The organism is Pseudomonadota bacterium, assembly GCA_039024915.1.
GTDB lineage: Bacteria > Pseudomonadota > Alphaproteobacteria > Rhizobiales > MH13 > MH13.
This window is the reverse complement of the sequence record JBCCPK010000005.1, coordinates 76114-101033: the sequence shown is the minus strand read 5'-3', so window position 1 is coordinate 101033 and position 24920 is coordinate 76114. Positions and strand designations below refer to the sequence as shown.

Sequence of the window (24920 nt, the reverse complement as noted above, 5' to 3'; positions counted from 1 at the left end):
GCGAATGCGTACCGCTTTTCGCTGTCTCCCATCGATATTGCGATCTCTGAGGAGGAACCCATGAACGCACCCACTGGCAAGCTCAAGGGCGTATGCCCTGTCATGCATGGCGGCAACACGAAGACGGATAACGCTGTCACCAAATGGTGGCCGAATGCGTTGAACTTGGACATTCTTCATCAGCATGGTGCGCGCACCAATCCGATGGACGAGAGCTACGACCACCGTGAAGCGGTCAAGGGTCTCAACTTCGAAGCCGTCAAAGCCGATGTCCGTGCGCTTATGACCGAAGAGCAAGAGTGGTGGCCGGCCGATTGGGGTCATTATGGCGGGTTGATGATTCGCCTCGCGTGGCACTCTGCGGGCTCCTACCGGATGGGCGATGGCCGTGGTGGTGCCGGTTCAGGTAACATTCGTTTCGCGCCGCTCAACTCATGGCCGGACAATGCCAGCCTCGATAAAGCCCGGCGGCTCCTCTGGCCGATCAAGAAGAAGTACGGCAACGCGCTGAGCTGGGCTGATCTCATTATTCTCGCGGGCAACATGGCCTACGAATCCATGGGCTTCAAAACCTTTGGCTTCGGCTTTGGCCGTGAAGACATTTGGGGTCCGGAGACAGATACCTACTGGGGTTCTGAGAATGAATGGCTGGCGCCTTCGGAGAACCGCTATGGCGATCTTGAAGTGCCGGGGACAATGGAAAACCCGCTGGCTGCAGTTCACATGGGCCTCGTCTACGTCAACCCGCAGGGCGTCAACGGCAATCCTGACCCGCTGAAAACTGCGCAACATGTGCGCGAAACATTCGCTCGGATGGCTATGGACGATGTTGAAACCGCAGCATTGACGTGTGGGGGTCACACGGTCGGCAAGGCGCATGGCGGCGGCGGCGCCCATGACGCGATCGGGCCAGAACCGGAAGGTGAAGGTATCGAAGCGGCAGGGTTCGGCTGGCACAACCCTGGCATGACAAACAGGGCCAATACGACCTTCACGTCGGGCATTGAGGGCGCTTGGACCAAGAACCCGACCAAGTGGGACATGGGCTATTTTGAGTACCTGTTCGGGTACGACTGGGAGCTGACCAAGTCGCCGGCGGGCGCATGGCAGTGGACCGCGAAAGACATGCCTGAAGATGAGAAGCCACTCGACGCATCCGATCCGTCAGGCCGTGCGATGCCTTTGATGACTGACGCTGATATGGCGATGAAGGTCGACCCGAGCTACCACGACATTTGCAAGCGGTTCATGGAAGACCCGGCTTATTTCGAGGACGCGTTTGCCCGCGCCTGGTTCAAGCTAACCCATCGCGATATGGGCCCGAAGGTGAACTATCTCGGCCCCGATGTGCCGGGCGAAGATCTGATATGGCAGGATCCGATCCCCGCAGGTTCGACCGGCTACGACGTCGAAGCCGTCAAGGCGAAGATCGCCGCGTCCGGTCTGTCTCAGACCGAAATGCTGACGACTGCATGGGACTCGGCGCGCACGTTCCGCGGTTCTGACAAACGCGGTGGCGCCAATGGTGCGCGCATCCGCCTTGAGCCGCAGCGCTACTGGGCCGGCAATGAGCCCGAGCGTCTTGGCAAGGTGCTCGACGCTCTCGAGCCAATCGCTGCGCAGACCGGTGCGTCGCTTGCTGATGTGATCGTGCTTGCCGGCGTTGTTGGCCTTGAAAGCGCGATCAAGTCGGCTGGCTATGATGTGACCGTGCCGTTCACGCCTGGTCGTGGCGACGCGTCTGCCGAGCAGACGGATTCCGACAGCTTCTCAGTGCTCGAGCCGCTCGCGGATGGGTTCCGCAATTGGCAGAAGGAAGCCTACCCGATCAGTGCCGAGGACATGCTGCTCGATCGCGCGCAGCTGCTCGGTCTTACCGCAGCAGAGTTGACGGTACTTTTGGGCGGTATGCGCGTGATGGGTCTCAACCATGGCGGCATCAAGCACGGTGTGTTCACGGATCGCGAGGGGCAACTGACGAACGATTTCTTCGTCAACCTGACCGACATGGCCTACTCTTGGCATCCGGCTGCAGAAGGCACCTATGAGCTGCGTGATCGCAAGTCCGGCGATGTGAAGTTCACTGCCACAAGTGCTGACCTTGTGTTTGGGTCGAATTCGATCCTGCGGTCTTACGCCGAGGTCTATGCTCAGGACGACAATGGTGAGAAGTTCGTGCGCGACTTCGTGGCCGCCTGGACGAAGGTCATGAACGCTGATCGCTTCGACTTGCTGGCCTAGTGGAACGCGCTTCTTAACGAGGAAAAGGCGCCCCAGCGGGCGCCTTTTTTGTTGGTTGATTGGCCTGTGCTTACTCTGCTGGAACGATGTCGACGACGATCACCCGCGCGACCGTGTCGCCTTCGTTCTCCCACCAGTGGATGGTTCCAGTCTGCTCGAATGCGGTATCGCCAGCTTCTTTAACGACTGGTCCGGTTTCGCCGGCCCTGTGTTCAGTCATTTGGCCGGAGATGATGTAGGCGACGCCAGGGCGGCCGTCATGCTGATGCACCGCCACGATGCCACCAGGTGCAATTGCGAGTTCTCGAGCGCGTAACATCCGCGTGCTCACATCAGCAAACTCGCCGTCCAACGAGACGGAACCCAACAACGTCACGGCTTCTATCCCGTTCGTTTCGCTTGGACCATTTGCCTGCAAGTCTGCCGCGATTAGCCGCTCGGCTTCCGGTGTCACCTCCAGGTTCTCGGTCTGCGCAATCTCTGCTTGCGGCATGTGGACATGGTCGTCATGGGCGAAGACCGGTCCAACAACGAACACGCCTGCCAACAGTCCGAAAAGAATTTGCTTGGTGCTGGTCATCGATGCGTTTCTCCGTTTTATGCCGACGACAGACAAGCGGTAACCGAGCCACCATGCAATGCGACCTCCAGATAAGGCTTGGGGGCCACCTACTACTCCATGAAAAACTGCTTAGGCAGGAGGAACGGAAACCCCGTTTGGTCGTCGATGTCGATCTTCATGATGGGGCCCATCCACTTGCCCCATTTGGCATTGATAGGATCGTCGCTGATCGCCTTGATGGACGCGTCGAGATCATCGGTCTCAAAATAGCCGAACAGCGTCAGGCCATGGCGGAAGATGTTGTAGTTGCGGATGCCCGCCTTCCGTAACGCGTCGAGCATCTCCGGCCAAATCTCATCATGGCGCTTCTTGTATTCCTCCTCGTAGCCGGGCCGGACCTCGAGAACCCATGCGTAACCAGCCATCAAGTGGCCCCTCCTTGCCAAGAGATAAAACAGTCGCGCAGCGCGATGATCTCAGTGAGCACGTCATCGAACCACGTATTCATATAATCCTGATGGACGGGCTCGATGGCCAACGCGCCCGAATAACCTGCATCCCGCAACGTGCCGAACATGGCTGGGAAATTGAGCGTACCTTGTGCAAATTTCGTCTGGAGATGGCCCATCTTGGCTTGTCTCAAATGCACATGGGCGGCGTGCGGGGCGAGCGGGTCGATCTCATCCTGGCGGTAACCCAAACAGGCGAAGTGCGAGTAATCGAGCGCCAGCTTGATGCCTGTTGCATCGATCAGGCGCATGACCATGTCCGGGCTTTCGGTGAATGAGTGAACGTGCGGTTCAATGCACAGCGTTGTCGCATGATCGGCTGACAGAGCGATCATTTCGGTGAGACTGTTCGTTGAAACCACCAAAGCGTCCTCGCGAGACTGGCCGGGATTCACCACGCCCGGGAGGATGAAAACCGTGCCGATGCCAGCCGCGTCCGCGAAGGTGAGAACGTTTTTGAGGTCTTGGAGATTGCCATCGAGTGTGCCAGGCAAGGCCAGATTGCGACCGTCGAGGCTGTCACCGAAAAGATGATAATAGTTGGGCGTGCGGATACCGAGCGCCCTGACCTGTTCAGCAACTGCGATGGGGTCGGATAGAAGCTGTTCTTTATCGAGCGCAGAGCGGTAAAACAGCCCGACATCGAGCGCGCCTATGCCAAGTGCTTTTGTGACTGCCGCGCATTCGTCGAGCGTACAGGACGGCATGGACCACGCTGTAAGAGATAGCTGCATGGTCAGCTCCCGATTGTGATGAGGTCGGCCTTTGCTGCGGAGCGGTAAAGCGCATCGAGGATTTCGGTGACCCGCGCGCCATTGGTGCCGTCGGAGGCATTCTCGACCGCTTCGCCCGCGCAGAGCTGAGCGAAGACCTTGACGGGCAACGCGCCGTCATACTCGCCATCCTCGGTGGCCATTTCGACGACCTCATCGGCGCCATCATCCCGGCGAAGCTCAAGCCGCGCGCTGGCGTTATCGAAGAAGATGAGGCCCGCCGTCCCGTAGATGCGAATGTCCATATGCATACCGACATGCTTGGGCACCGTCGAAGCACCGGACAGTGCAACGGTGGCGCCGTTGGTGGCGCGTACCGTGGCTGCGTCGTAAAAGTCGACGCCGGTTTTCGACTTGCCGGTCATGGCATACACGGCATCCGCTCGCAGATCGGACACGTAAATCAGCCACGCCAGCGCATGGGAGAGCTGGCCCCAGCCATAGCCTCCAGCGCGTTCCGGATCGGCCCAGGTGGAAGCGGGCGGGCGGTACATGTGCTCGGTGGTCTCCAGCATCGGCTCGCCCGCGAACAGGTCAGAGAGCGCGGACCCCATCTGGCAAGATGCGTGTCGAACGTCACCGATCTGTCCATCGCGCACCCAGCCGGCGGCCTTCATCGAGAACCATTCGAAGTTCATGCCCGTGGGCACGAGTACCTGCTTGCCTACTCGTGTCGCCGCGTCGGCGATTGCCCAGCCATCCGCTGCGCTTGTCGCCATGGGCTTCTCGACCATCACATGGCAGCCCGCTTCTAGTGCCGTCACGGCGGGTTCTCGATGGGCCACGTGGGGCGTTGAGACAATGACGCCATCAAGCTCCTGCTCGGCGAGCATCGCCGCGAGATCGTTGTAGCGACCAGCAATGCTGAATGCTTCACCCACCTTAGTGACCCGCGCTCCGTCCAGATCGCAAATCGCCACTATTTCGGCATAAGGCAAGGCCTGAACCGTCGGGATATGGTTGAAGGTTGCCCACCAGCCCGCGCCCACGAGTCCGATGCGTGCTGTCATGATGAGTCCTCCGCTTTCATGTCGGGCTGCTCTATCGTCACCCGGTAGACGTTTTGCATGTGTCGTTCGGCTGCCTTCGCTGCAGAGTCGGCATCGCGCGCCTTCAGCGCGGAGACGAGTTCCTGATGGTCGACATAGCTCTGGCGCAGCACCGCGGGGCTTTCAGACGCACGCTTGCGGAACTCAAGACCGATGACGTTTAGGCTCTCGCCGATCCGCTTGAGGAACGCGTTGCCCGATCCGATCCAGATGATCTCATGAAAGGCATAGTCCGACGCGCGAAAGGCATCGGGGTCGTCCAAGCAGTCTTTCTGTGCGGTGAGTAGCGCATCCAACCGCTCAAGCGACCCCTTTCCAATATTGACAGCCGCACGGCGGGCGACATCACTCTCAATCAGTGAGCGCGCGTCGTACAATTCGCGGACATTCAGGTCCTGCAGTGACAGAAAAAATTGGATGGGCCCCAGGAGCGCATCGGCATCAAGATCGGATATGTACGCCCCGCCGCCTTGAACGGTGCGCACCACGCCAAGAATGGCGAGCCCACGGATGGCTTCCCGCACCGATGGTCGCGAGACGTTGAGCGAGCTTGCAAGCTCTCGCTCGGTTGGTAGTTGGTCACCAGGCTTGAGCGAACCGGCCTTGACCATATCGAGGACGCGCCGTGCCACCATCTCGCCAACAGGCATGCGCTGGAGCGGGCTGTCGAAATCGAGCTTGGCAACCGGATCGCTCATGCGCTCGGCTCTCGGCTGGCGGGTGAGCCGAGCCATTTGCCCAGGTTAAGTCGCGGCAGCAGCACTGAGGCGATGAGAAGGATACCAATGACACCGGTCTGGATATGCCCGGTGATGTTCAGAAGGGCCATGCCGTTGCGCAGATTGAGCACGATCAGAATGGCGAGCAGCGTACCCAGCATCGTTCCTGACCCGCCGAATATGCTTACGCCGCCGAGCAGTACCATGGTTATGATATCAAGCTCGAAGCCGAGCGCGACATCGCCACGGACCGCACCAACACGGGCTGCGTAGAGCAGGCCAGCGAAGGCTGACACGAGGCCCGAACCTGTGAACAGTATCAGCTTATGGCGCGCTGTATCGATACCGGCAAAGGCCGCGACCTCCCGATTGGTCCCGATTACATAGGTCTGCCGTCCGAAGCCGGAGCGTTGGAGCACCACCCAAAGTACCGCGAACAGGACGAAGAATGCGATGAGAGCAAACGGGATCGGGCCGACGAGACCTTTCTGACCAAGAGCGTCAAACCATTCGGGGAAATCGGTGATGCCGCGATCTTCGACCAGTACACGGGCGAGGCCGCGGAATCCGATGAGCGTCGCGAGTGTGACGACCAGTGAAGGCAGGCCGACATAGGCGATGAAGACGCCGTTGAGCGCGCCTCCGAGTGCGCCGATGACGAGCACAATGCCGATGGCTAGAACCGGATCGACACCGGCCTGGAACAAAAAGCCGAAGGCGCAGGCGGCCAGGCCTATCATCGAGCCGACCGACAGATCTATCTCGGCGTTGATGATGACGAATGTCATCACGAGCGCGACGATAATCTTTTCGATCGATAGCTGGAACAGATTGATCTGGTTCGTCAGCGTCATGAATTGCGGCGAGAGAGCCGTGTTCATGAGGACGATGAAGATAAGTGCGCAGACGAGGAAACCTTCCCAGGTCTGCACCCGGGCCCACATCGTGGAGAGTGCTGAGCGCTCAGCCATCTCGTGCCTCCACCACTGGTTCGGTTCCGATCTCCTTCTCCCGTTTCTCATGGTGCTTCGCCGCACGCAGCGCGATGAGCCGCCGCATGACGATCGCATCAAGGGCTACGGCAGTGAGGATCAGCGCTCCGAGCACCGCTTCGCGCCAGAACTCCGAGACCAAAGGCCACCTGACGAGGCTGGTTTCGATGAGATCGACCAGTACCGCGCCAATCAACGCGCCGAGCACTGTGCCCGACCCGCCGAAGATGTTGACGCCTCCAACCACGGCTGCAGCGACCGATTTCAGCTCGAAACCGAGCCCTGCGACGACTGTGATGTTGCCGAAACGAGCTAGAAACATGAACCCTGCAAGGCCCGCCAGCGCGCCGGCACAAACGAAGGCGATGAAGACGGTGGCCTTTTGATTGATGCCGGCCATGGCAGCCGCCTCGGGGTTGGACCCGATAGCGTAAAGCTTGCGCGCAGCGCGTAGTTTCTGCAGTGCGATGTGAACGGTGATCACCACAATCACGGCGACCACAAAAGATGCGCGGAATTGGAACTGCCCGATCTCAAGCAGCCGTGTGTTTGGGAAGCTGGTCAACCATTGCGGTAGCTGCGACGAGGTGATGCTTCGTCCATCGGCGAACTCCACCAACAAGGAACGGAACAGAGCCAGGGTTGCCAGCGTCACGATGATGGCCGGAACGCGGGCATAGGCGACAAAGAAACCGTTGAACGCTCCGAAACAAGCGCCGATCAGCATCGAATAGCTGACCAGCAAAAGCGGATGCAGGTTTGGGAAGGACGCGATCATCGATCCCGTGGCGAAGGCTGTGAAGCCGACCACGGACCCGACCGACAGATCGATGTTTCGGGTCAGTATGACGAGCGTCTGTGCGGTCGCGATCAGGGCCATGATGGCAACCGATGACGAGATGCGGTTGAACAGCCGTCCGTTGAGGTAGTTGTTGATCTGCGTCGAGAAGAAGAGCACCACGAGAGCCAGCACAAGCAGAAGCGCTAAGATGCGCAGTGTTTGCGGATTAAGGCTCGCCAGAAATCGCATCAGGCGGCAGCCTCCCGTCGAAGCTGGCCGGTCGCAAGCGCCATAATCCGCTCCTGACTCGCTTCGGCGTGATCAAGGATCGCCATCTGCTCGCCTTCACGCATGATGAGGATGCGGTCACCCATGGCGAGCACTTCGGGAAGATCGGATGAGATAACGATGGCCGCGCCTCCCCGTTTCACAAAGTCGCGGATCAGGTCGTGGACTTCGGCTTTAGCGCCGACATCAATACCCCGTGTTGGCTCATCGAAGATCAGCAGATCGGGCTCCATGTTGAGCCACTTGGCGAGCATCACCTTTTGCTGGTTGCCGCCCGACAGCATGTCCACTTCGGTCTCCACATCAGGTGTTCGGATGTTGAGCCGCTCGCGGAACTGATGGGCGGTCGCATCTTCCTTTGGACGGTTGATGAGCCCCAGTTTGGACAGCAACGTGCCAAGGGTTGCCAATGAGATATTGGCGCGGATCGCCATAGGCATTGCGAGGCCGAGTTTGCGGCGATCTTCGGAGACGTAGGCGATGCCCGCGTCCATAGCCTGCTTCGGCGAGGTGATGGACAATGGCTCACCCTTATAGCGAACCGTTCCATTAGTTGGAGGTGTGATACCGAACAGAGCGAGGGCAACATCAGTCCGGCGGGCCCCAATCAGCCCCGCCATGGCGAGGATTTCGCCACGTTTAAGGTCGAACGAGACGTTTTCAAACACACCGTCAAGCGACAGGCCATCGACGGAGAGAATGGTGTCATCGGTCGCGTGGCTGTCGGCCTTAGCAAAGTAGTTTCCGACTTCGCGGCCGACCATCTCCGCTATGATGGTGTCGGTGTTGGTGTCTCCGATGGGCCGAGTGGATATGTGCTCTCCATCTCGGATGACGGTCACGCGGTCGGCGACTTCGAAGATTTCTTCGAGCCTGTGCGAGATATAGACGACGGAGACGCCATCGGCAGCGAGTTGTCTCGCGACCCTTCGCAGTTGCTCCGCTTCGTGGGCGGAAAGCGATGCTGTGGGCTCATCCATAATCAAAACGCGGACGTCTTGCGATAAGGCTCGGGCGATCTCGACGGCCTGCTGTTCGGCAAGCGTGAGGCCTGCGGCGGTGCGGTCGACGTCGAGATCCATCCCGATACGCTCAATGAGTTTGCGTGCACCCTTACGCTGCTTGCTCCGGTTGTGAAAAAGACCGCCGCCGACCTCTGCGATGAAGATGTTCTCGGCGACATCGAGGTCAGGGAAGACCATGGGCTCCTGATAGATTGCGGCGATGCCGAGATTACGGGCCGCCTGTGAGCCGGAAATGGCAACCGGTTTGCCATCGACCAGAACCCGGCCTTCTGTCGGGCGGTGTATGCCGGTCATGATCTTGATCATGGTCGACTTGCCCGCGCCGTTCTCGCCGACGATGGCGTGAACCTCGCCTGGGTGAAGTTCGACAGACATGTCGCTAAGCGCCAGCGTCGAGCCGAAACGCTTGGAGACGTTCTCAAGGACGAGAAGGGGGGCAGCCATCTATTGGTCCAGCTTGGTTTGCCCGGCGCGGCGGGAGAAAGACCGCGCCGGGCTTGGTGGTGCGGATCAAACCCTAGTTTGCCGCCGCTTCCACATTCTCGGAGGTGTACACCGTGAACGGACCCATCAGGATACGCTTGGAGCCTTCGCGGCCCGGGTCTTCCTCGATGGTGTACTCACCCATCCGGCCAGCCGTGAAACTCTCGCCAATGTCACCGGTAAGCTGACCGGTCGCAAGGCCGTAGGCCGTGTAGTAGGTCAGATAGCCAAGGTCGCGGAAGTCCCACAGGGCAAACTCGGGCGCGCAGCCATTCAGGGTGTAGGAGACCATCTCGGCGGGTAGGCCGAGGCCCGATACCTTGACCTGATCACACAGGCCTTCATCCTGCATCGCTTTCGCTGACGCCTGGATGCCGACGGTTGTCGGCGACATGATCAGACCGAGATCGGGATATTGATCGACGAGCGCCAGCGCACGGTTGTAGCTGACTTCCGCCTGATCATCGCCGTAGACGATGTCGACGAGCTCGATGCCGGCATATTTCTCATCGGTCAGCGCGTCTTCCATCGCTGCGATCCAGGCATTCTGGTTTGCGGCGTCTGGGGTTGCCGATAGGACGGCCATCTGGCCCTCGCCGCCGAGTATCGAGTGTGCCATGTCGGCCATCACGACACCGATGGAGCCAAAATCTACCTGTGCAACGAAGATGTCCTCTCCGTCACCGGAGGGAATGGGGCTATCCCAGGTCACAACGCGCGTTCCCGCTTCCTGCGCTGCTTGGGCGGACGGTACAATTTGATCGCCGGCATTGTTCGACAGCATGACGGCGCCCTGACCCTGCGTTGCCGAGGTGGTCATGATTTCAATCTGACCGGCGACGGAGTTTTCCGGCGTTGGCCCGACAAACAACAATTCACCGGGATTTCCCAGTTCCGCATGAGCTTCCTGTGCGCCCTCATTGGCTTGGTCAAATACCAGGATGCCGAGGAACTTCGGCAGAAGCACCATGTTCACCTCTTGGCCAGCCTCCAGCATCATATCGGCTGAGGCGTTCGTTGCCATCATGCCCATACCGCCCGCCAGCAGAGCGGCGGCGGCGCATCCGGTCATCAGTTTCTTCATCGTTTCCTCCCGTTTCGGGTCTGGTGAAGCCGTTGATCGGCCCCGGTCTGGTTGTGGTGCGCGCTTGGCCATCGCCCCGGCGCGCGCGGTAGTTCAGCCGGTCAGGGAACCGGTTTGCGCGGATCCTCGCCGTTCAAAGCACGTGTAATGTCGGTAGCCGCGAGGCGCTGCAGCCTGTCAATGGCGGCATCTGAGTACCACGCAGCGTGCGGCGTGATGGTGAGGTTGGGCGCGCCGCGTAAGGGGCTGTCATTGGGGAGCGGTTCCGTCTCGAAGACGTCGAGCGCCGCGCCCGCAATGGCGCCGTCGTGGAGCGCGGTGGCAAGGTCGGTCTCGTTAATGAGCTGACCACGGGCGGTGTTCACGAGGTAGGCGGTGGATTTCATCTGCGTGAAGGCTTTGGCATCGAAGAAGCCCGTGGTTCCGGAGGTTGCGGGCGCGTGGCAGGTGATCAGGTCGGCCTCGGCGAGGAGGGTCTGCGCGTGCACTTTGCGGACGCCCTGCTCGGCGGCTTGCGCATCAGTGATGCCCGGGTCAGCGACGATAAACTGAAAACCGAAGGCTTTCAGCAAAGCGAGCACAGCTGTCCCGATCTGTCCCATCCCGAAAAAGCCAAGTACCGTCTCGCCGAAGGGTTTGAGCGGCTTAGCATGTTTCACCGCCGCCCACTCGCCGGCCCGCACCGAGGCGTCGAGGCCGGGCAGCCTGCGCAGTAATGACAAGGCGAGCGCGGCGGTGTGGTCGGCGACTTCGTCGGTGCAGTAGTCGGGAATGTACCCAACTTTCAGGCCCGCTGTCCGCGCGGATTCAACATCAATATTGTCATAGCCGACGCCGTAGCGGATGACGGTCCCGCCGGAGTTCATGGCAATGGCGGCCGCGTCGGTGAACGGTGCGAACTGTACGAACGCCACATCAGCGCCTTGGGCAGCCGTTGTGACATCTTCCGCCGTCTTGCACTGGAAACTCTCGAACCTCGCCCCGCCCGTTTCGGCTGCTGTGCGTTCCTGTTCGACATCGGGGAAGATCGCATCGGTGACGATGACACGCTTACTCATGAGGGCGCCTCCAGATAGTCGTGCAAGATACTTCCAGCGACGAGGGTGAAGTCTGCGCGCCAGAAGAAGCCTTCCAGCGGTTCGAGGACCGGCAGGCGGAACAGCGGCAGCTGGGCGTTGGGGCGCAATTCAACGGTGCACGGCCCGCGCCACGCTTCGTGAACGGTGACATCCGTCAGTGCGCGGGAGGTCAGCTGGCGGATCGCCGGGCGGCCATCGATGTGATCGATCGCCTTGAGGTTGAGGTTGGTGGCGAAATCAAAGTGCGGCTTGATTGATGACGCATCGCAAGGGACCTGCTTGTACGCCATCGTGCCTGTGAGCACGTCAATGCCGTTGCGTTCCACGGTCCCGACCAGAAGGTCCCCACGCGCTTCAAGTGTCGGCGTGCCAAGTTTCTTGGGTTGACCATGCACCTCGCGGCCATGCACCACCCCCCCATCAGATGAGAGCGCGAGATAGGGCGAGTAGCCACCTGAGACCTTGCCAGGTAACTCGGCGCCGACCATCACGTTCATCTCGCCATAGGGCCCGAGCCAGTCCGGGTCGTTCATCCGATAAATGTGTGCGCAGGCGATGTCAGACGTTCGTTTCAGAGGCGGGGGCAGCAGGAAATCAACCGCAGCAGGATCGCTGCGCCAGTAGAGCGTCATGATCTGGCAATTTCGGAAGGCGAATGGAAATGACGGGACCATCGGCGCATCCCAGGGCGTCGAAAACCCTGGAGAAGTGATGTCTTCCACCGTCGGGGGCTTCATGCCGAAACGGGTTTGCCGATCAGTCATGCTGCGGCTGCCAGACGGCTGACGACGCCCTCCTGAACTTCGATACCAAGACCTGGCGCCTCGATCGGGTAGGCCCAACCGTCCTTGTGCCAGAGCTTGTCGGCGACGAGCTCATCCTGAACGACGACCGGGAATGGCTTGTATTCGAAGATCTCGGCGTTTGGTGAGGCAAGCGACAAGTGCAGACTGGCTGCGGTGGTGATTGCGGTTGACCAGGCGTGCGCGTTGATGGTCTTGCCGTAAGCCGAGCAAAGCTCATCAACGCGCTTGAAGCCTGTCACACCCTCAACACGGGCCGGATCAACGCCGTACACTTCGACCGCGCCCATCTCCATCTGCCGCCGGTATCCCGCTTCCGTGAACTCGCGTTCGCCGGATGCAATGCGCACCGAGGTGCTCTCCGCGAGTTTTTTGTAGCCTACATCATCTGTTGGGTAGAGCGGCTCTTCGTACCAGCCGATCCGGTACTCTCCCATGCGATTGGCAACCGAAATCGCTGTGTCGACGTCCCAGCGAACCCCATTGCCGATATCTACAAGGATTTCAGCATCATCCCCGAGCGTGCGCCGTAGGGCCCGAATGAAGCTGACATCGGTGTCGGGGTCGCCCCCGATGGTGCTCTCGCCTTTTTTCGCGAACCCAAGTTTGGTTGAGCGAAAGCCGGCTTTAAAAAAACCCTCCACTTCCGCGACGCAGGCCGCTTCCCCTTTTTTATTGACATGGGATGATGCGTTCGCGAGCAGGCGCTCGTGCTTCAGTCCGCCCAGTAGCTTGTACAGCGGCTGGCCCATCGCTTTACCTTTGATGTCCCAAAGGGCCATGTCGACGCCGGAAATCGCCAGTGAAGCGATGCCGCCTTCGCCGTACCACCAGACATGGCGGCGCATGGTCGCCCAGGCGGTATCGGTATCTGCGGCTTCTGTACCCTTAAGGACGGGCAGTAGGCCGTCCGTGATGATTGTTGCGACCGCTTTGCAGGCTTCCGGCCACATGGCGATGCACTCGCCCCAGCCTATGGCGCCGTCATCCGTTGACACCTTGACGAGGACCGTCCGGCGTATGGTGTCGAAGTCGTTGGGGTCCGGATAGGCAATCGGGAAAGGTTCGATGGAAGTTATGCGCATGATCGTCCGAACCTCCCCGGTCGGATCAGCGCTTCTATCGGCAGGGCGGCTTCTTCGAGCCTTTGACACCCTCGCGCCGGCGCTGTATCCAAAATTGGACAGACCAATTAAATAACTGCTCAATCCGTAGGTCAAGCCTGATGTTTAATCTCGCCCCTGTCCCCGTTCCTGACCTCTCAGGTCGGACTGTGCTTTTGACGGGCGCCGACCGCGGAATTGGTGCACACCTTTCCCGCTGTTTGTTGGATCATGGCGCGCGGGTGATCGCTGGTACGTTTGGCCGTGTCGATGACCCTTCGCTGCTTGCCGGTGCCCGAACGATCGCGCTCGATGTTACCGATCCAAGTCAGGTCTCCGATGCCATTGAAGCGGTGGGGGATCAGCTCGATGTTTTGGTCAACAATGCCGGGATCATCGCGCCTATCGGGCACGCTGAAACGCTTGCGGTGGACGATCTGAGGCCCGCCTTCGAAGTCAATGTACTTGGCGTTCATCGCATGATCTTGGCAGCTCTTCCGCTTTTGAAGGCTTCCAAAGGTACAATCGTAAATGCCGGTACAGGCGCTGCGACAACGCCGATGGAGGGGTGGACGGCCTATTGTGCCTCGAAAGCGGCCATGCGCATGCTTACTCAGATGTTCGCCATGGAGCTGGCGGAAAGCAAAGTGCGTTGTACGTTCATTGGTATTCCGCCGACCGACACCGCGATGCAGGGCTCGATCCGCTTGGCTGGCCTCAATCCAATTTCACAGATCGCTCAGAGCGATTTGGTCTCGCCGCAGGTGCCCGCATCGGTGATGGCTTGGCTTTGCAGCGCAGAAAGCAAGCAGCGCGCGGATGTTTTGCAGGATGTTCGCGATGACTTTTTCAGGGCAATGATGGATTTGCCGTAAGCTCAATCAGGAGGTGGGCGAACGATAAGCCCTGCAATGAGAAATCCAATCTGCGTTAGGAACCCTCGACCATCCTGGCAGCAATCTCATCCAGATCGGCTATCTGCAAGCCCTGGCGGGTCTGGAGGGTTTGCACGAACTGTGCAGCCTGCAACAGAGAGTCGGGTGTGCCGGTATCAAGCCATGCGTAGCCTCTGCCCATCCGTTCAACATGCAGGTCTCCGCGTTTCAGGTAAGCCTGATTCACATCGGTGATTTCCAGCTCGCCCCGGTCTGAGGGCCGCAGACGCTCTGCAATTCCGACGACGTCGCGATCATAGAAATAAAGGCCGGTCACGGCCCAATTGGATGCCGGATTGTCTGGTTTCTCGACAATCGCCGTAGCGCGGAACGCATCGTCGAACGTGACGACGCCGTACCGTTCTGGGTCGCTGACATAGTAGGAAAATATGGTCGCGCCGGTGGGGCGTGCGATTGCGCTGCGCAGCAGATCGGGAAGGCCGTGTCCGAAAAAGACATTGTCGCCAAGAATGAGGGCGCAACCTTGACCGTCGAGGAACGTTTTCCCGATGACGAATGCCTCGGCTATGCCGCGCGGCTCGTCTTGTACCGCGTAGGAAATCTCGAGCCCCCAATGGCTTCCGTCGCCCAACAGACGCTCGAAAAGCGGGCGATCTTCGCCACGTGTGATGATCAGAATCTCGTGGATGTCAGCCAGCATAAGGGTCGACAGCGGGTAATAGATCATCGGCTTGTCGTAGACCGGCAGCAGTTGCTTGCAGACGGCCTTGGTTATGGGGAACAAGCGCGTGCCGGTTCCGCCCGCCAGGATGATGGCTTTGGTCATCAGGTACCTCGGTTAGCTGATGTGGCCCTTGGCTCGCAGGTAGCGGTTGAGCGCCTCGCGCCAATCGGCAAGAGGGCCGATGGCGTTGACGAGCTTTGCATTGCTGAGAACGCTGTAGGCTGGTCGCTGCGCCTTCGTTGGGTATTGTGCGCTGGTGCATGGGTCAACGGTCGCTGCAATGCCCGCCTGGTCAATGATTTCGCGTGCGAACTCATACCATGTTGCGTCACCGGTATTGACGGTGTGGTACAGGCCGGGCGGGCTTTCGCGCATAAGCAGCTCGACAAGATGCTCGGCGACATTGGCCGTTGCCGTCGGTGACATGCGGACATCATCAACGACGCTTAGCTGCCCACGTTCGCGCCCAACCCGGATCATCGTCTCAACAAAATTGCCGCCTTTGCCGCTCGCCCCGGCAATGCCGAACAGCGATGCTACCCTCAGGATAAAGGTGTCATCGTGCGCCATGAGCGCTAGGCTCTCGCCCATCGCCTTGCTAGCGCCATACACGTTCAGGGGGGCGATACAATCGGACTCGGTGAGGGGGCTGCGCTCCGCCGATACGGTTTGCGCAGCGCCAAAAACGTAGTCTGTGCTGATATGTACGAACCGAGCCTGTCGGTCCGCACAGATCTGCGCTAGGGCCTTCACAGCGAACGCGTTGACCGCAAAAGCCAGGTCGGCATTGCCCTCAGCCTCGTCTGTTCGATGGTAACTGGTGCAATTAACGAGTGCGTCGAACTCTACCGCGCGCAGTGCGTCCGGAATTCTCTCGGGCTTGGCAACATCAAGCACACTGCGATCAACCGGCACAATCTCAAAACCGTCTCGCGCGGCGGCGACGTGTTGAATGTCTGTGCCCAGCTGTCCGTATGGGCCAAGCAGAGCGATTCTCATATGTCGATAATCCCGCCGTGCATTTCGGCAGTCTTGATGATCTGATGCCAGCGAACGAGCTCGCGGTACCAATCAAGGGTGATCGTTTCTGTGGACTTCTCAATCGACCCATCAGCAAGCCGAGCGCAGATTTCGTAAACCCCATCCTCAGCTCTTTTAGTGGCACGCCAACCGAGCGCTTCGATTTTGTCAAAAGCCACGCGATAGGATCGATGGTCGGGGTCACCGTACCATTCGATTTCAACGTCTCGCGGTACAGTGCTCGCAACCAGATCACCAAGAGGGCCAATCTGATAGACATTGGCTGCCGAGCCGACATTGAATATCTGGCCGTTGATCGCTGAAGCGTCCGCTTCCAGCATGAACATCTGAGCACTTGCGGTGTCTTTGACGTGGACCATAGGGCGCCACTGCGAGCCATCGCGCATCAGCGGCAAGCGACCGGTTGTGTACGCGCCATAGGTCATTCCGTTGATTGCGAGATCAAAGCGCATCCGCGGAGAAAAACCGTACACTGTTGCCTGCCGCAGCACGACAACCGTGAAGGTTCTGTCTGCAAGGGGCATGACATCGCGCTCCGCACGCTCGTTAGCCTTCGCGTAGGTCGTCAGCGGGTTGGTTGGCGAGGTCTCGTCAGCGACCGTGTCAGCATCCTGAAAACCGTAGATCGAGCATGAGGAAGGCAGGATGTAGCGTTTGACCCCAGCGCTCTTGGCCATTCTTGCAGCGTCAGCGCGCGCCGTATGGTTGATTTGCCAGGTTTGCTCCTGAAACAGTTCGCCGCTTGGATCGTTTGAAAGGGCTGCAAGGTCTATAACCGCGTAAACGCCAGCGAAGTGATCGCAAGTGAGGTGGCGGGTATCTTCTTTGATGACCTCAAGCCTGTCATGCTCTGGAAGCTTCTCCCGGCCGAAGAAGAAGCGGTCGATGACGCGAATGGAGTAGCCTGCGTCGAGCAACATCGGCACGAGGGCTGAACCGATGTAGCCACCGGCTCCCGTCACAAGGACTTTTGGCATCACATTGTGTTCCTGCTGGTCGTCGCTTTGCTGTTGGTCCAAGCGCTAGAAAGGGGTTGTGTTGCGCACGTCGGACCAGGCTGGCTGGTTCTTGTCTTTTTCCGACAGGGTGCAGCCATCTGTGTCGATGGGCCACTCAATGCCGAGGTCGGGGTCTGCCCAATAAAGCCCTAGATCATTGTCCGGTGCGTAGTAGGCATCAACTTTGTACAGCACCTCTGTGCCGGGCTCTAAGGTTACGAAGCCGTGGGCGAAACCCGCCGGAACGAACAGTTGCCACCACCCATCATTATCCAGTTCCACAGTGGCATGTTGCCCGAACGTCGGCGAGGCCCGCCGCAAGTCGACGACCGCATCAAAAAGACGTCCGCTCAAAACCCTCAAAAGCTTTGCCTGCGCATGGGGCGGTGTCTGGAAATGCAGCCCACGGACAACGCCTGCTTCGGCGGACAAGGACTGATTGTCCTGAATAGGAGCAAAGTCGATACCGATTTCAGCAAAGTCGCGCGCGTTATAGGTCTCACAGAAGAAACCTCTAGAATCACCGAATTTGCGCGGCCGGATCAATTTGACATCGGGAATTGAAAGCGACTTCACTTCCAGTCGAGGTTGGATCATAGCGTGTTGGTCCCGGGTGTGGAGCGCGCAACCGCTCTATCTTGGAGTTGTGGCTTCTCGCACAGGTCCAGCCAAATAGCCTAGTGCTTAACGCACAAAGGCGAGATACCCACAGGCCCCCAATCTTCTCGATTCCCGCCACAGAGCGTTTTTGTGTTTCTGCCAGACTACACCTCGATTACCGCCACGGGCACACGATCTGGACCTGCGAGGCGGCTTGTCGTCCTCGTGCAAGGGCCGAATCCGACCGTCGAGTACTATTTTTCCCGTCGTCTTGAAGGCCTGAACCATGTGACGGTTAAGATGACCACCAATCCGGCCTCGGTTGGTCTTGAAGATGGCGATTATCTATTGGCGTGCCGCTATCTTCCGCCGCGTTGGTGGCGGTTTCTGCACAAGCCGTCTGTCCGGCTGGCAGGTGCCGGTATTTTTTTCGATGACGACTATGTCGCTATGGTGCGCGATCGAAACCTCCCAATGCACTACCGCGCGCACATCTTTGGTTCCGGCCTATTTCCTTTACGTACGTTCCGCCAGCGCTGGACAGATGTCTTCGTTTCAACCGAGGAACTCGCAGATCGCTTTGCGGGCGCCCATCCCAAGCTGTTTCCGCCGATACCTCGGGAGAGAGATTTCGGCGTCGCAGCCCAGCGCGACGTTAAAGGGCGCGGGCGCGTCGCGTTTCATGCCCAGCTTAGCCACATCAAAGATCACGAGCTCGCCGCTTCAGTGTGGAGCGCGGTCTGCGCTCGGACCGAGACCTACGAGCTTGATGTCATCGGGCCAAAAGTGCTTGCAGGTGTTTGGCGCGGGTTGCCAAACGTCCGGTTCCGTAGCGAACTGGATTGGCAGGCCTATGAAGCTACCACCGCTGCGGAGGGTGCCGACCTGTTGATTGCGCCGCTTTTCGACACGGTGCTCAACCGCGCACGCGCATCAACCAAAGCAATAGATGCGGTCCGGATGCGGGCGGCTGCGCTGTTTCCTATGCTCGAACCGTATGCGTGCTTGCAAGACATCGCTCCGATGCTGGGAGACAGGCCAGATGATTGGGCGCAGGAAATTATCACGATCATGCAGGATGGTGCGCGCCGCCGACAATTGGCTGAAGACCTACGCCAGCGCGTTTCCCAATGGCGTGATCGTGGCCGTAATCCTCTTGCTGACCTTTTTGAGTCGGTCACATGAACGATGTCGGGGCAGGTCCTTATCCCGCGAAACCGGGTTCAGAACACAAAAGTGTGGATGGGCGCCTCGCTTATCAGGTCGAGGTTTGTCAGGTCAGCCCATCAACGTTGCGTCTTGGCGGGTGGGCGTTCGATCGGCACGGTTCGCGTGTTGTACGTATGCAGGCGCGTCTATTCGGTCGAAATGACGATCATGTCCCGCGTGCTCTGCTTGTCGATTATGGCCGAGAACGCCTCGATGTACTTGCACAGCATGATGAGGCTCTCGCGCAGTTCTGCGGGTTTTACCTTGAGGCGCCCGCGCCGGGGTTTTCAATTGGAAAGGCGGTTTTGGCATTCGAGCTAGATGACGGCTCCGTTTCTGATGTAACTGTGAAGCCACGTCGCCAAGCCTTTCCAGTTCTTACGACAGTGAAATCGTTGTTGCGGCTGGCAACCATCGGAAACATCAAGCTTGCAGCCGGGTGGATCGCGTCGGGCCAGGTCCGGCGGCTTATCCGCGAAATATCAGGTGCGGTCGAACACGATCTGAGCCCGCCAGCTCGCCCAATGCAGTTGTCCGCGGCGCTGTCGCTGATCAATGATGGCGCCACGCTCACCGCCGATCTGCCCCAGCCTGTCGACATTATTATCCCGGTCTACAATGGCTATGAGTATCTCGAGCCATTGTTCGGCAGCCTGCTTCGCAACACCAACCCCAAACACCGCATGGTCGTTATTGAAGATTGCGGCCCCGACGTCCGGGTGCGCCCGAAGCTGCGCTCTCTGCTTGCTTCGTTCGAGAACGCCCTGCTGATCGAAAACGAAGAGAATTTGGGTTTTGTTCGCTCCGTCAACCGAGCCTCGCAAGAAGTGTCGGGGGATTTTGTGCTCCTCAACTCTGACACCGTTGTTCCACCGGGATGGCTTGAACGGCTTATGGCGCCGATCGTCGCGGACAGGACGGTCTGTTCAACGACTCCGTTTTCAAACGCAGCAACCGTGTGCAGTTTTCCACGCTTTTGCGAGGATAACCCTATGCTTGGTGGGCTCGACACCGAAGCGCTCGACAGAGCCTTTGGCAAACTGCGCGCCGATGAGCATCCGATCGAGCTTTGGAGCGGGGTCGGCTTCTGCATGGGTATGAACGGAGACGTCTGGCGGCAGATTGGCCCGCTTGACGCAGAGACCTTTGGTCTCGGTTTTGGTGAGGAGAACGACTGGTCCTTGCGGGCGCGCGCTTCCGGTTTCCGAAACCTGATGGTCACAAATCTGTTCGTGCAGCACGCCCATGGAGGGTCGTTCGAGCCTGAAAAGCGCAGCCATTTGCTTGAAACGAACCTGCGCAAGGTCCAAGCGCGTTTTCCCGACTACGAAGAGGGGGTCGACACGTTCATCAAACGCGATCCGGCTGCCATTTATCGCCACGCTGCGGTGCTGAATCTTGCGGCTGAGGCCTTTCAAGCCAACTGCACGCTGGTGATCGATCATCAGATGGGCGGTGGTGCCAATGCCTACCGACGGTCACTGATCGAGCGCCTGGTAGGGGACGGCGAGGCCGTTGGTCTGCTTTCAGTCAAGGAAAATCCGCCTTCGCCAGAGGACCGATACGGCTTCACCATGTTCATTGCTCGTGATGTTTTTGAGTTTGCGACCGAAGACGCTGGCGAAATCGAACGCTTTGTCGGGTCAAAGTTGAAGCCCAAGCACATCTTTTACAACAACTGCGTGGGTTTTCCTGATCCATTGGCGGAAGTTGCCAGAATGCGGCGGATGAAAGTTCAGTCCGACGCTCGGCTGACCATGGCGATCCACGATTTCTATCCCATAGCTGCGTCCTACACACTGCTGGATGATCATGCCCGCTATATCGAGCCGATGGGTGCTCTCGATGGGCAGGAGGCGCTGATGTTGGGGCGATTTGCCGCCAACCCTATGGGCGCTTCACTCGCGCAGTGGCGCGAAACCTGGGGGGCACTCGCACAAGAAGCCGATGAGATTTTGTGCTTCTCCACCAGTAGCAGCCAACTCATTGCTGCGGTTCACCCGACTGTCGGCCCAAAGATTCGAATTGAGCCGCACGCATTACCGCACCAGTTTGATAGGCTGCCCAAGCGAGCGCCGGGCAGTGATCTCGTGATTGGCGTGGTTGGGGGTATCAACGTTCAAAAAGGACTGCACGTCGTCGATGGATTGGCCAAGCATTTGCTCAAATCCCGCCCAAAGGCACGGATTGTTCTGATTGGCCATATCAATGGACCGCGATTGCCGTCGAACGTCATCGTAACGGGACCCTACAACCCCTTGGATCTCCCGACCCTTATTGAAAGTTACGGCGTTCAGGTTTGTCTTATGCCATCGATTTGGCCGGAGACGTTTTCTTATGTCACCGCCGAACTGATGACGTTGGGCATGCCGGTGGTTGCTTTCGATATCGGAGCGCCAGCCGAACGTTTGGCGGACTATCCAAGCCGCGCTCTGATACCCCTGTCCGCCCGTGACAAACCAGACGATATCCTTGTGGCCCTCGAAGAGCTGATTGAACGTGAGCCCTACGAATGAACGGGGAGAAGGAGAAGCGCCGGTTGGGTTACCGCCCAAACACAGGCTAAGGTGAGATCGACGAAAAATACTCGAGAATAGGGCTCCGCTGCTTCTCGATCTTTGCAACTTCTGATGCGCAGGTATTTCTAACCTGCTGCTCCAACACACGATTTGAATTGCCTGCCAAACGGTGATGGCCGTTTGTATGTGCAGGGTTTCGTCTTCCGTTATCGTCGTCGAGCCGCACGTTCAGATGCTCAGCAATTACCTCCAGCGTCCGTGCGCCTTCCAGATAATGATCTTCATAAAACATGAGCTTTGGCCTTATCGCGTGCTCGCGAAAGTAAGCTGCCAACTTTCGTTCTTGATCAAGTATGTGACGTATCCAATGTAGAATTTTCTGTTTATTGAAATCAGAAAAATTCTTTGATTCTGAAATCTCTTTTTCTGTTTTCCCTGCCGTATGAAATATATTGGTCTGTGTCGCCTTGTATAAGCTTATACCCTGGGCAATAATATTTTTTCTAATATTCAATACTGATGCTTGATGCGGATTAATGTATTGGTGGAATGTGGATAGATCTGCACCAAGTTCGTGAATATGATAGATTGTACATTCAATTGTGAACAGGTTGTTTCCTGTTCTAGACTTGGCGATTAAGCGGCGAAGATACGCTTCGAGTGTATGGTGCTTTAGTTTTAAGCTTTCGGCTATTGCCTTTACAAAACTGGGATTTAAAAACTCGCCCGCTCTCCCAAGGCGGTTTGTTGCACTCAATTCTTGGGTTAGCCAACTGCTCCCCGATCGAGGCGTGAAGTAAATGATATGGTTTTTTTGCCGGTGTAGATCGCGGTTGTAAAACGGTGGCGGCAGCTCGTCCGCCCACAAATCCGCAGATCTGAGTTCCTTATGGAATTTCAATTTCTGGTCCGCATACTGCTCAGTTGTCTGAAGCTCTAAAAGCGCGCCGTCATTCATTTGCATTGATGCAAAGTCAAACACAGCGTCGACCGATGTCTGTGGAATACGCTTGTGTACAGCGGCGGGCAAACGCCCCTGTAACCCGCTTCCCGCTATAACCTCAGTTCACAAGTCCAGCAGTTGTTGCGACAGGAGCGGCAGCAGCGTTGAAAAGCTGGGTCAATTTGCTGAAGTCCGATAACGCCGCATTGGTCACAAACAGCGTATCGTGGTGGCGCATCTCCATCGCCTGCGCGAGGAACAATGTGTACGGATCTCGGAAATCAAAGCGATAAGCGACCGGGACAAGTCCGCCCGTGCTGAGCAGTGGACTTGAGGGGATGAGTTGACTGACCACTTGTGGGTTTTCCAACCTTAGGAGGAAAACCCCCGAAGGATTGGCCCGATTGTCCAACAGCCCACCGGCACGCGAAACCGCTTGCTGAACCGTGATTGACTCGCCTCCGAAAGGTACTTCGGCGTTTCGGCCCGTCGCGCCGGCTGAAAAGAATACGAGAGGTTCGGCGGTCACCGTAATTGTGTCGCCCGACCGGACATAGATATTCTCCGATGGGTTGGCGACGATATCCCGCATTGGCACACTGGCGGTATGTCCACCACGCGATACGTTGATCATTGCATCTTGTACCGGAATGCTCACGCCGCCGGCGGCAGCTAGGACGTCGAGAACTCGATCTCCCGCTTGAGACAATGGCACACGCCCTCCGCCACCGACAGCGCCGATAACGGTGACTGAAGATCCCGTTTGTTGCACGACGCTTATCAACACTTGGGGTTGAATCGCTTGCCCTTCCAAGGCAGTGCGAATCCGCTGCTCTGCCTGACCTTGCGTCAAACCGGCAACGCGTACGCGTCCGACATACGGAACGGTTATGGAGCCATCGGACCCCACCACTTGCTGAGGGATCGCGCCAGTGTTTGGACCTGTCCCTGCGGATTCGGGATCGCCGGCGCCGATAAACAACCCTCCAGAACCCGCCTCGAAGACCGATACCGCGACGCGATCGCCAACCGAGATGGCCGGTGCCTGGGCGGTGCCGCGGCCCCCGAAGCTCAGTGTAGGCATATCGGTGCTGCCAAGAACCGCCAAGACATCCGCATCCACATCAACCAACTCGAATCCGCTTTGCGCGGCCGAGGATTGCGTGAATGCCGATGTTGACGGACCTTGTCCGGGCAGTGCGGTGCATCCGGCGACCGCGATTGCGACAAAGGCGATTTTTGCGAAATTGAACAAGCGACTGGATTTCATCATCGGCGTCCCTGTAGCATGCGCATCTCAGGGGTACAGGGAGGCGTACGCGACTGGGAGAGATACTCCGTCTGCTATAACCAAAATGCCACACCCGCTCAACTCACCCCATTTGCTGCTCGATCTCGCGATCTGTTTGCTGCCGAGCGGCCGAGGGCTGTGCTGAGACGCTGATGGACTTCCCACGGACGAAATCCGCTGCGCTTTCCCGAATTGCCAGAGCTTGCGGCCGCATACCACCTGCGCTGATTGGTTGGGCGATAATGCTCAGCGCTAATTTGGCTGGGCGCAAGGCTACGCGGCGATGAGTGGTCTGGCGATCATTTCAGGTGGTTCAAGCGGGATTGGGCTGGCTTGCGCTCGCAGACTTCTTTCTTGGGGATATTCGGTTCTTCTGATCGCACGGGGGGCGGACGGACTGAAAAACGCTAGAGAATCGCTGGCCCGTTCGGCTCAAAGCGACCGGATTTACTGCTGCCAGCTAGATGTCTCCGACCAGGCAAAGACCCAGAAAACCATCGCAGAGGTCATCTCCGCACACGGTGCCCCCGCCTGGGTGGTGACAAGTGCGGGCATAGCCGTTCCAGGAGAGTTTCTTGAGGGTGCAGGTGACAGTTTTAGAGACCATATGGCCATCAATTATTTCGGTACGCTCAACCTATTGCGGGCTGCAGTCCCCGCAATGGTGCGCAACGGAGGTGGCCGATTGGTTTTGATAAGCTCGTCTGTCGCGCTCTCTGGCGTTTATGGCTATGCGGCCTACGCTCCAAGCAAGTTTGCGGTTCGCGGCTTGGGCGAAGTCCTGAGCGTTGAATTGGCGCAACACAACATTAGCGTGACCGTTGGTTTCCCGCCGGACACTGATACGCCGCAATTGGCAGCAGAGATGCCACTTCGACCTGAGGTGACTCGTTTGACTGCCAAGGGAGCGCCGACCGTATCGGCTGATTCTGTTGCCCGAGCCGTGCTGTCGGCGGCAAAAAAAGGAAAATTTTTTGCAGGACCTACGCTTCCAATACGTCTGCTCGCATGGGCGCAGGGGTTCTATGGTGCTCGATTGCGCCACAAACAGAAAAGTTTGGCGCGCAAGTCCATTTCGGGACGGTGATGGGCTAGTAGCATTTGACAAGACAGTGTTACTTGCACCGTCGGGCGTTCGACCGTTTACACAACCCAAGAGATTTGACAGTTGAGCCGGCGTAGTATCTGCGGCACCTCAATTTTGGGGC

General features: G+C 58.3%; 23 protein-coding genes. 5 read left to right on the top strand and 18 right to left on the bottom strand.

Annotation, left to right across the window (positions count from 1 at the left end):
* The first annotated feature begins 60 nt into the window (after window positions 1–60).
* A complete protein-coding gene (katG, locus tag AAF739_11020; protein MEM6383196.1) occupies window positions 61–2241 on the top strand; it encodes a catalase/peroxidase HPI in 2181 nt (726 codons plus the stop codon).
* A gap of 70 nt (window positions 2242–2311) precedes the next feature.
* On the opposite strand, the gene AAF739_11015 is transcribed toward katG, so the two are convergent.
* From AAF739_11015 to AAF739_10960, 12 genes are all read right to left on the bottom strand, one after another.
* Window positions 2312–2821, bottom strand: coding sequence for a cupin domain-containing protein (locus tag AAF739_11015; GenBank protein ID MEM6383195.1), 510 nt, complete (start codon window positions 2819–2821; stop codon window positions 2312–2314).
* A gap of 92 nt (window positions 2822–2913) precedes the next feature.
* Window positions 2914–3228 carry an L-rhamnose mutarotase gene (locus tag AAF739_11010; GenBank protein ID MEM6383194.1) on the bottom strand — a complete coding sequence of 105 codons (315 nt, stop codon included), beginning with the start codon at window positions 3226–3228 and terminating at the stop codon, window positions 2914–2916.
* Window positions 3228–4046 carry a sugar phosphate isomerase/epimerase gene (locus AAF739_11005; GenBank protein ID MEM6383193.1) on the bottom strand — a complete coding sequence of 273 codons (819 nt, stop codon included), beginning with the start codon at window positions 4044–4046 and terminating at the stop codon, window positions 3228–3230. Before AAF739_11005 ends, AAF739_11010 begins: the two co-directional genes overlap by 1 nt.
* A gap of 2 nt (window positions 4047–4048) precedes the next feature.
* On the bottom strand, window positions 4049–5095 hold the full coding sequence (locus AAF739_11000) for a Gfo/Idh/MocA family oxidoreductase (GenBank protein ID MEM6383192.1): 1047 nt from the start codon (window positions 5093–5095) through the stop codon (window positions 4049–4051).
* Window positions 5092–5832, bottom strand: a complete 741-nt coding sequence (locus tag AAF739_10995) for a FadR/GntR family transcriptional regulator (protein ID MEM6383191.1) — start codon at window positions 5830–5832, stop codon at window positions 5092–5094. Before AAF739_10995 ends, AAF739_11000 begins: the two co-directional genes overlap by 4 nt.
* Window positions 5829–6824 (bottom strand): ABC transporter permease, encoded by a 996-nt coding sequence (locus AAF739_10990; GenBank protein ID MEM6383190.1) that lies wholly within the window; start codon window positions 6822–6824, stop codon window positions 5829–5831. The genes AAF739_10995 and AAF739_10990 overlap by 4 nt, the downstream gene beginning before the upstream one ends.
* On the bottom strand, window positions 6817–7875 hold the full coding sequence (locus AAF739_10985) for an ABC transporter permease (GenBank protein MEM6383189.1): 1059 nt from the start codon (window positions 7873–7875) through the stop codon (window positions 6817–6819). The genes AAF739_10990 and AAF739_10985 overlap by 8 nt, the downstream gene beginning before the upstream one ends.
* Entirely contained in the window at window positions 7875–9383 is a 1509-nt protein-coding gene (locus AAF739_10980; GenBank protein MEM6383188.1) for a sugar ABC transporter ATP-binding protein, read from the bottom strand. The genes AAF739_10985 and AAF739_10980 overlap by 1 nt, the downstream gene beginning before the upstream one ends.
* Before the next feature lie 73 nt (window positions 9384–9456).
* Complete coding sequence (locus AAF739_10975) at window positions 9457–10506, bottom strand: rhamnose ABC transporter substrate-binding protein (GenBank protein MEM6383187.1); 1050 nt, start codon at window positions 10504–10506, stop codon at window positions 9457–9459.
* Between the two features lie 101 nt (window positions 10507–10607).
* The gene (locus tag AAF739_10970; GenBank protein MEM6383186.1) at window positions 10608–11564 is read right to left on the bottom strand and encodes a C-terminal binding protein; all 957 of its coding nucleotides are present in this window, start codon (window positions 11562–11564) and stop codon (window positions 10608–10610) included.
* Window positions 11561–12349 (bottom strand): acetoacetate decarboxylase, encoded by a 789-nt coding sequence (locus AAF739_10965; GenBank protein MEM6383185.1) that lies wholly within the window; start codon window positions 12347–12349, stop codon window positions 11561–11563. The genes AAF739_10970 and AAF739_10965 overlap by 4 nt, the downstream gene beginning before the upstream one ends.
* Window positions 12346–13473 carry a mandelate racemase/muconate lactonizing enzyme family protein gene (locus AAF739_10960; GenBank protein MEM6383184.1) on the bottom strand — a complete coding sequence of 376 codons (1128 nt, stop codon included), beginning with the start codon at window positions 13471–13473 and terminating at the stop codon, window positions 12346–12348. The genes AAF739_10965 and AAF739_10960 overlap by 4 nt, the downstream gene beginning before the upstream one ends.
* Before the next feature lie 140 nt (window positions 13474–13613).
* Here AAF739_10960 and AAF739_10955 point away from each other — a divergent pair, with 140 nt between their 5' ends.
* Window positions 13614–14366, top strand: coding sequence for an SDR family NAD(P)-dependent oxidoreductase (locus AAF739_10955; GenBank protein MEM6383183.1), 753 nt, complete (start codon window positions 13614–13616; stop codon window positions 14364–14366).
* A 55-nt stretch (window positions 14367–14421) separates the two neighbouring features.
* Here the strand turns inward: AAF739_10955 and rfbA are convergent, their stop codons facing one another.
* From rfbA to rfbC, 4 genes are read right to left on the bottom strand one after another with little or no spacing between them, the layout of a single operon-like run.
* Complete coding sequence (gene rfbA / locus AAF739_10950; GenBank protein ID MEM6383182.1) at window positions 14422–15216, bottom strand: glucose-1-phosphate thymidylyltransferase RfbA; 795 nt, start codon at window positions 15214–15216, stop codon at window positions 14422–14424.
* 9 nt (window positions 15217–15225) lie between these two features.
* Complete coding sequence (rfbD, locus tag AAF739_10945) at window positions 15226–16110, bottom strand: dTDP-4-dehydrorhamnose reductase (protein ID MEM6383181.1); 885 nt, start codon at window positions 16108–16110, stop codon at window positions 15226–15228.
* The gene (locus tag AAF739_10940) at window positions 16107–17129 is read right to left on the bottom strand and encodes an SDR family oxidoreductase (GenBank protein MEM6383180.1); all 1023 of its coding nucleotides are present in this window, start codon (window positions 17127–17129) and stop codon (window positions 16107–16109) included. The genes rfbD and AAF739_10940 overlap by 4 nt, the downstream gene beginning before the upstream one ends.
* Before the next feature lie 45 nt (window positions 17130–17174).
* Window positions 17175–17747 (bottom strand): dTDP-4-dehydrorhamnose 3,5-epimerase, encoded by a 573-nt coding sequence (gene rfbC / locus AAF739_10935; protein MEM6383179.1) that lies wholly within the window; start codon window positions 17745–17747, stop codon window positions 17175–17177.
* A gap of 153 nt (window positions 17748–17900) precedes the next feature.
* Between rfbC and AAF739_10930 the strand changes: the two genes are divergently transcribed.
* Window positions 17901–18935, top strand: a complete 1035-nt coding sequence (locus AAF739_10930; GenBank protein MEM6383178.1) for a hypothetical protein — start codon at window positions 17901–17903, stop codon at window positions 18933–18935.
* The gene (locus AAF739_10925) at window positions 18932–21475 is read left to right on the top strand and encodes a glycosyltransferase (GenBank protein MEM6383177.1); all 2544 of its coding nucleotides are present in this window, start codon (window positions 18932–18934) and stop codon (window positions 21473–21475) included. The genes AAF739_10930 and AAF739_10925 overlap by 4 nt, the downstream gene beginning before the upstream one ends.
* A 46-nt stretch (window positions 21476–21521) precedes the next feature.
* Here the strand turns inward: AAF739_10925 and AAF739_10920 are convergent, their stop codons facing one another.
* Together AAF739_10920 and AAF739_10915 are read right to left on the bottom strand one after the other, a co-directional pair.
* Entirely contained in the window at window positions 21522–22460 is a 939-nt protein-coding gene (locus AAF739_10920) for a Stf0 family sulfotransferase (protein MEM6383176.1), read from the bottom strand.
* A gap of 79 nt (window positions 22461–22539) precedes the next feature.
* Complete coding sequence (locus AAF739_10915; protein ID MEM6383175.1) at window positions 22540–23694, bottom strand: polysaccharide biosynthesis/export family protein; 1155 nt, start codon at window positions 23692–23694, stop codon at window positions 22540–22542.
* Window positions 23695–23995: 301 nt separating this feature from the next.
* Here AAF739_10915 and AAF739_10910 point away from each other — a divergent pair, with 301 nt between their 5' ends.
* Window positions 23996–24799 carry an SDR family NAD(P)-dependent oxidoreductase gene (locus tag AAF739_10910; GenBank protein ID MEM6383174.1) on the top strand — a complete coding sequence of 268 codons (804 nt, stop codon included), beginning with the start codon at window positions 23996–23998 and terminating at the stop codon, window positions 24797–24799.
* Window positions 24800–24920 lie beyond the last annotated feature (121 nt).

What these genes read in the sequence shown, in the direction of transcription:
- katG (MEM6383196.1), top strand. Translation starts at nt 61, where the DNA reads ATGAACGCACCCACTGGCAAGCTCAAGGGCGTATGCCCTGTCATGCAT.
- AAF739_11015 (MEM6383195.1), bottom strand. Translation starts at nt 2,821, where the DNA reads ATGACCAGCACCAAGCAAATTCTTTTCGGACTGTTGGCAGGCGTGTTC.
- AAF739_11010 (MEM6383194.1), bottom strand. Translation starts at nt 3,228, where the DNA reads ATGGCTGGTTACGCATGGGTTCTCGAGGTCCGGCCCGGCTACGAGGAG.
- AAF739_11005 (MEM6383193.1), bottom strand. Translation starts at nt 4,046, where the DNA reads ATGCAGCTATCTCTTACAGCGTGGTCCATGCCGTCCTGTACGCTCGAC.
- AAF739_11000 (MEM6383192.1), bottom strand. Translation starts at nt 5,095, where the DNA reads ATGACAGCACGCATCGGACTCGTGGGCGCGGGCTGGTGGGCAACCTTC.
- AAF739_10995 (MEM6383191.1), bottom strand. Translation starts at nt 5,832, where the DNA reads ATGAGCGATCCGGTTGCCAAGCTCGATTTCGACAGCCCGCTCCAGCGC.
- AAF739_10990 (MEM6383190.1), bottom strand. Translation starts at nt 6,824, where the DNA reads ATGGCTGAGCGCTCAGCACTCTCCACGATGTGGGCCCGGGTGCAGACC.
- AAF739_10985 (MEM6383189.1), bottom strand. Translation starts at nt 7,875, where the DNA reads ATGCGATTTCTGGCGAGCCTTAATCCGCAAACACTGCGCATCTTAGCG.
- AAF739_10980 (MEM6383188.1), bottom strand. Translation starts at nt 9,383, where the DNA reads ATGGCTGCCCCCCTTCTCGTCCTTGAGAACGTCTCCAAGCGTTTCGGC.
- AAF739_10975 (MEM6383187.1), bottom strand. Translation starts at nt 10,506, where the DNA reads ATGAAGAAACTGATGACCGGATGCGCCGCCGCCGCTCTGCTGGCGGGC.
- AAF739_10970 (MEM6383186.1), bottom strand. Translation starts at nt 11,564, where the DNA reads ATGAGTAAGCGTGTCATCGTCACCGATGCGATCTTCCCCGATGTCGAA.
- AAF739_10965 (MEM6383185.1), bottom strand. Translation starts at nt 12,349, where the DNA reads ATGACTGATCGGCAAACCCGTTTCGGCATGAAGCCCCCGACGGTGGAA.
- AAF739_10960 (MEM6383184.1), bottom strand. Translation starts at nt 13,473, where the DNA reads ATGCGCATAACTTCCATCGAACCTTTCCCGATTGCCTATCCGGACCCC.
- AAF739_10955 (MEM6383183.1), top strand. Translation starts at nt 13,614, where the DNA reads ATGTTTAATCTCGCCCCTGTCCCCGTTCCTGACCTCTCAGGTCGGACT.
- rfbD (MEM6383181.1), bottom strand. Translation starts at nt 16,110, where the DNA reads ATGAGAATCGCTCTGCTTGGCCCATACGGACAGCTGGGCACAGACATT.
- AAF739_10940 (MEM6383180.1), bottom strand. Translation starts at nt 17,129, where the DNA reads ATGCCAAAAGTCCTTGTGACGGGAGCCGGTGGCTACATCGGTTCAGCC.
- rfbC (MEM6383179.1), bottom strand. Translation starts at nt 17,747, where the DNA reads ATGATCCAACCTCGACTGGAAGTGAAGTCGCTTTCAATTCCCGATGTC.
- AAF739_10925 (MEM6383177.1), top strand. Translation starts at nt 18,932, where the DNA reads ATGAACGATGTCGGGGCAGGTCCTTATCCCGCGAAACCGGGTTCAGAA.
- AAF739_10915 (MEM6383175.1), bottom strand. Translation starts at nt 23,694, where the DNA reads ATGATGAAATCCAGTCGCTTGTTCAATTTCGCAAAAATCGCCTTTGTC.
- AAF739_10910 (MEM6383174.1), top strand. Translation starts at nt 23,996, where the DNA reads ATGAGTGGTCTGGCGATCATTTCAGGTGGTTCAAGCGGGATTGGGCTG.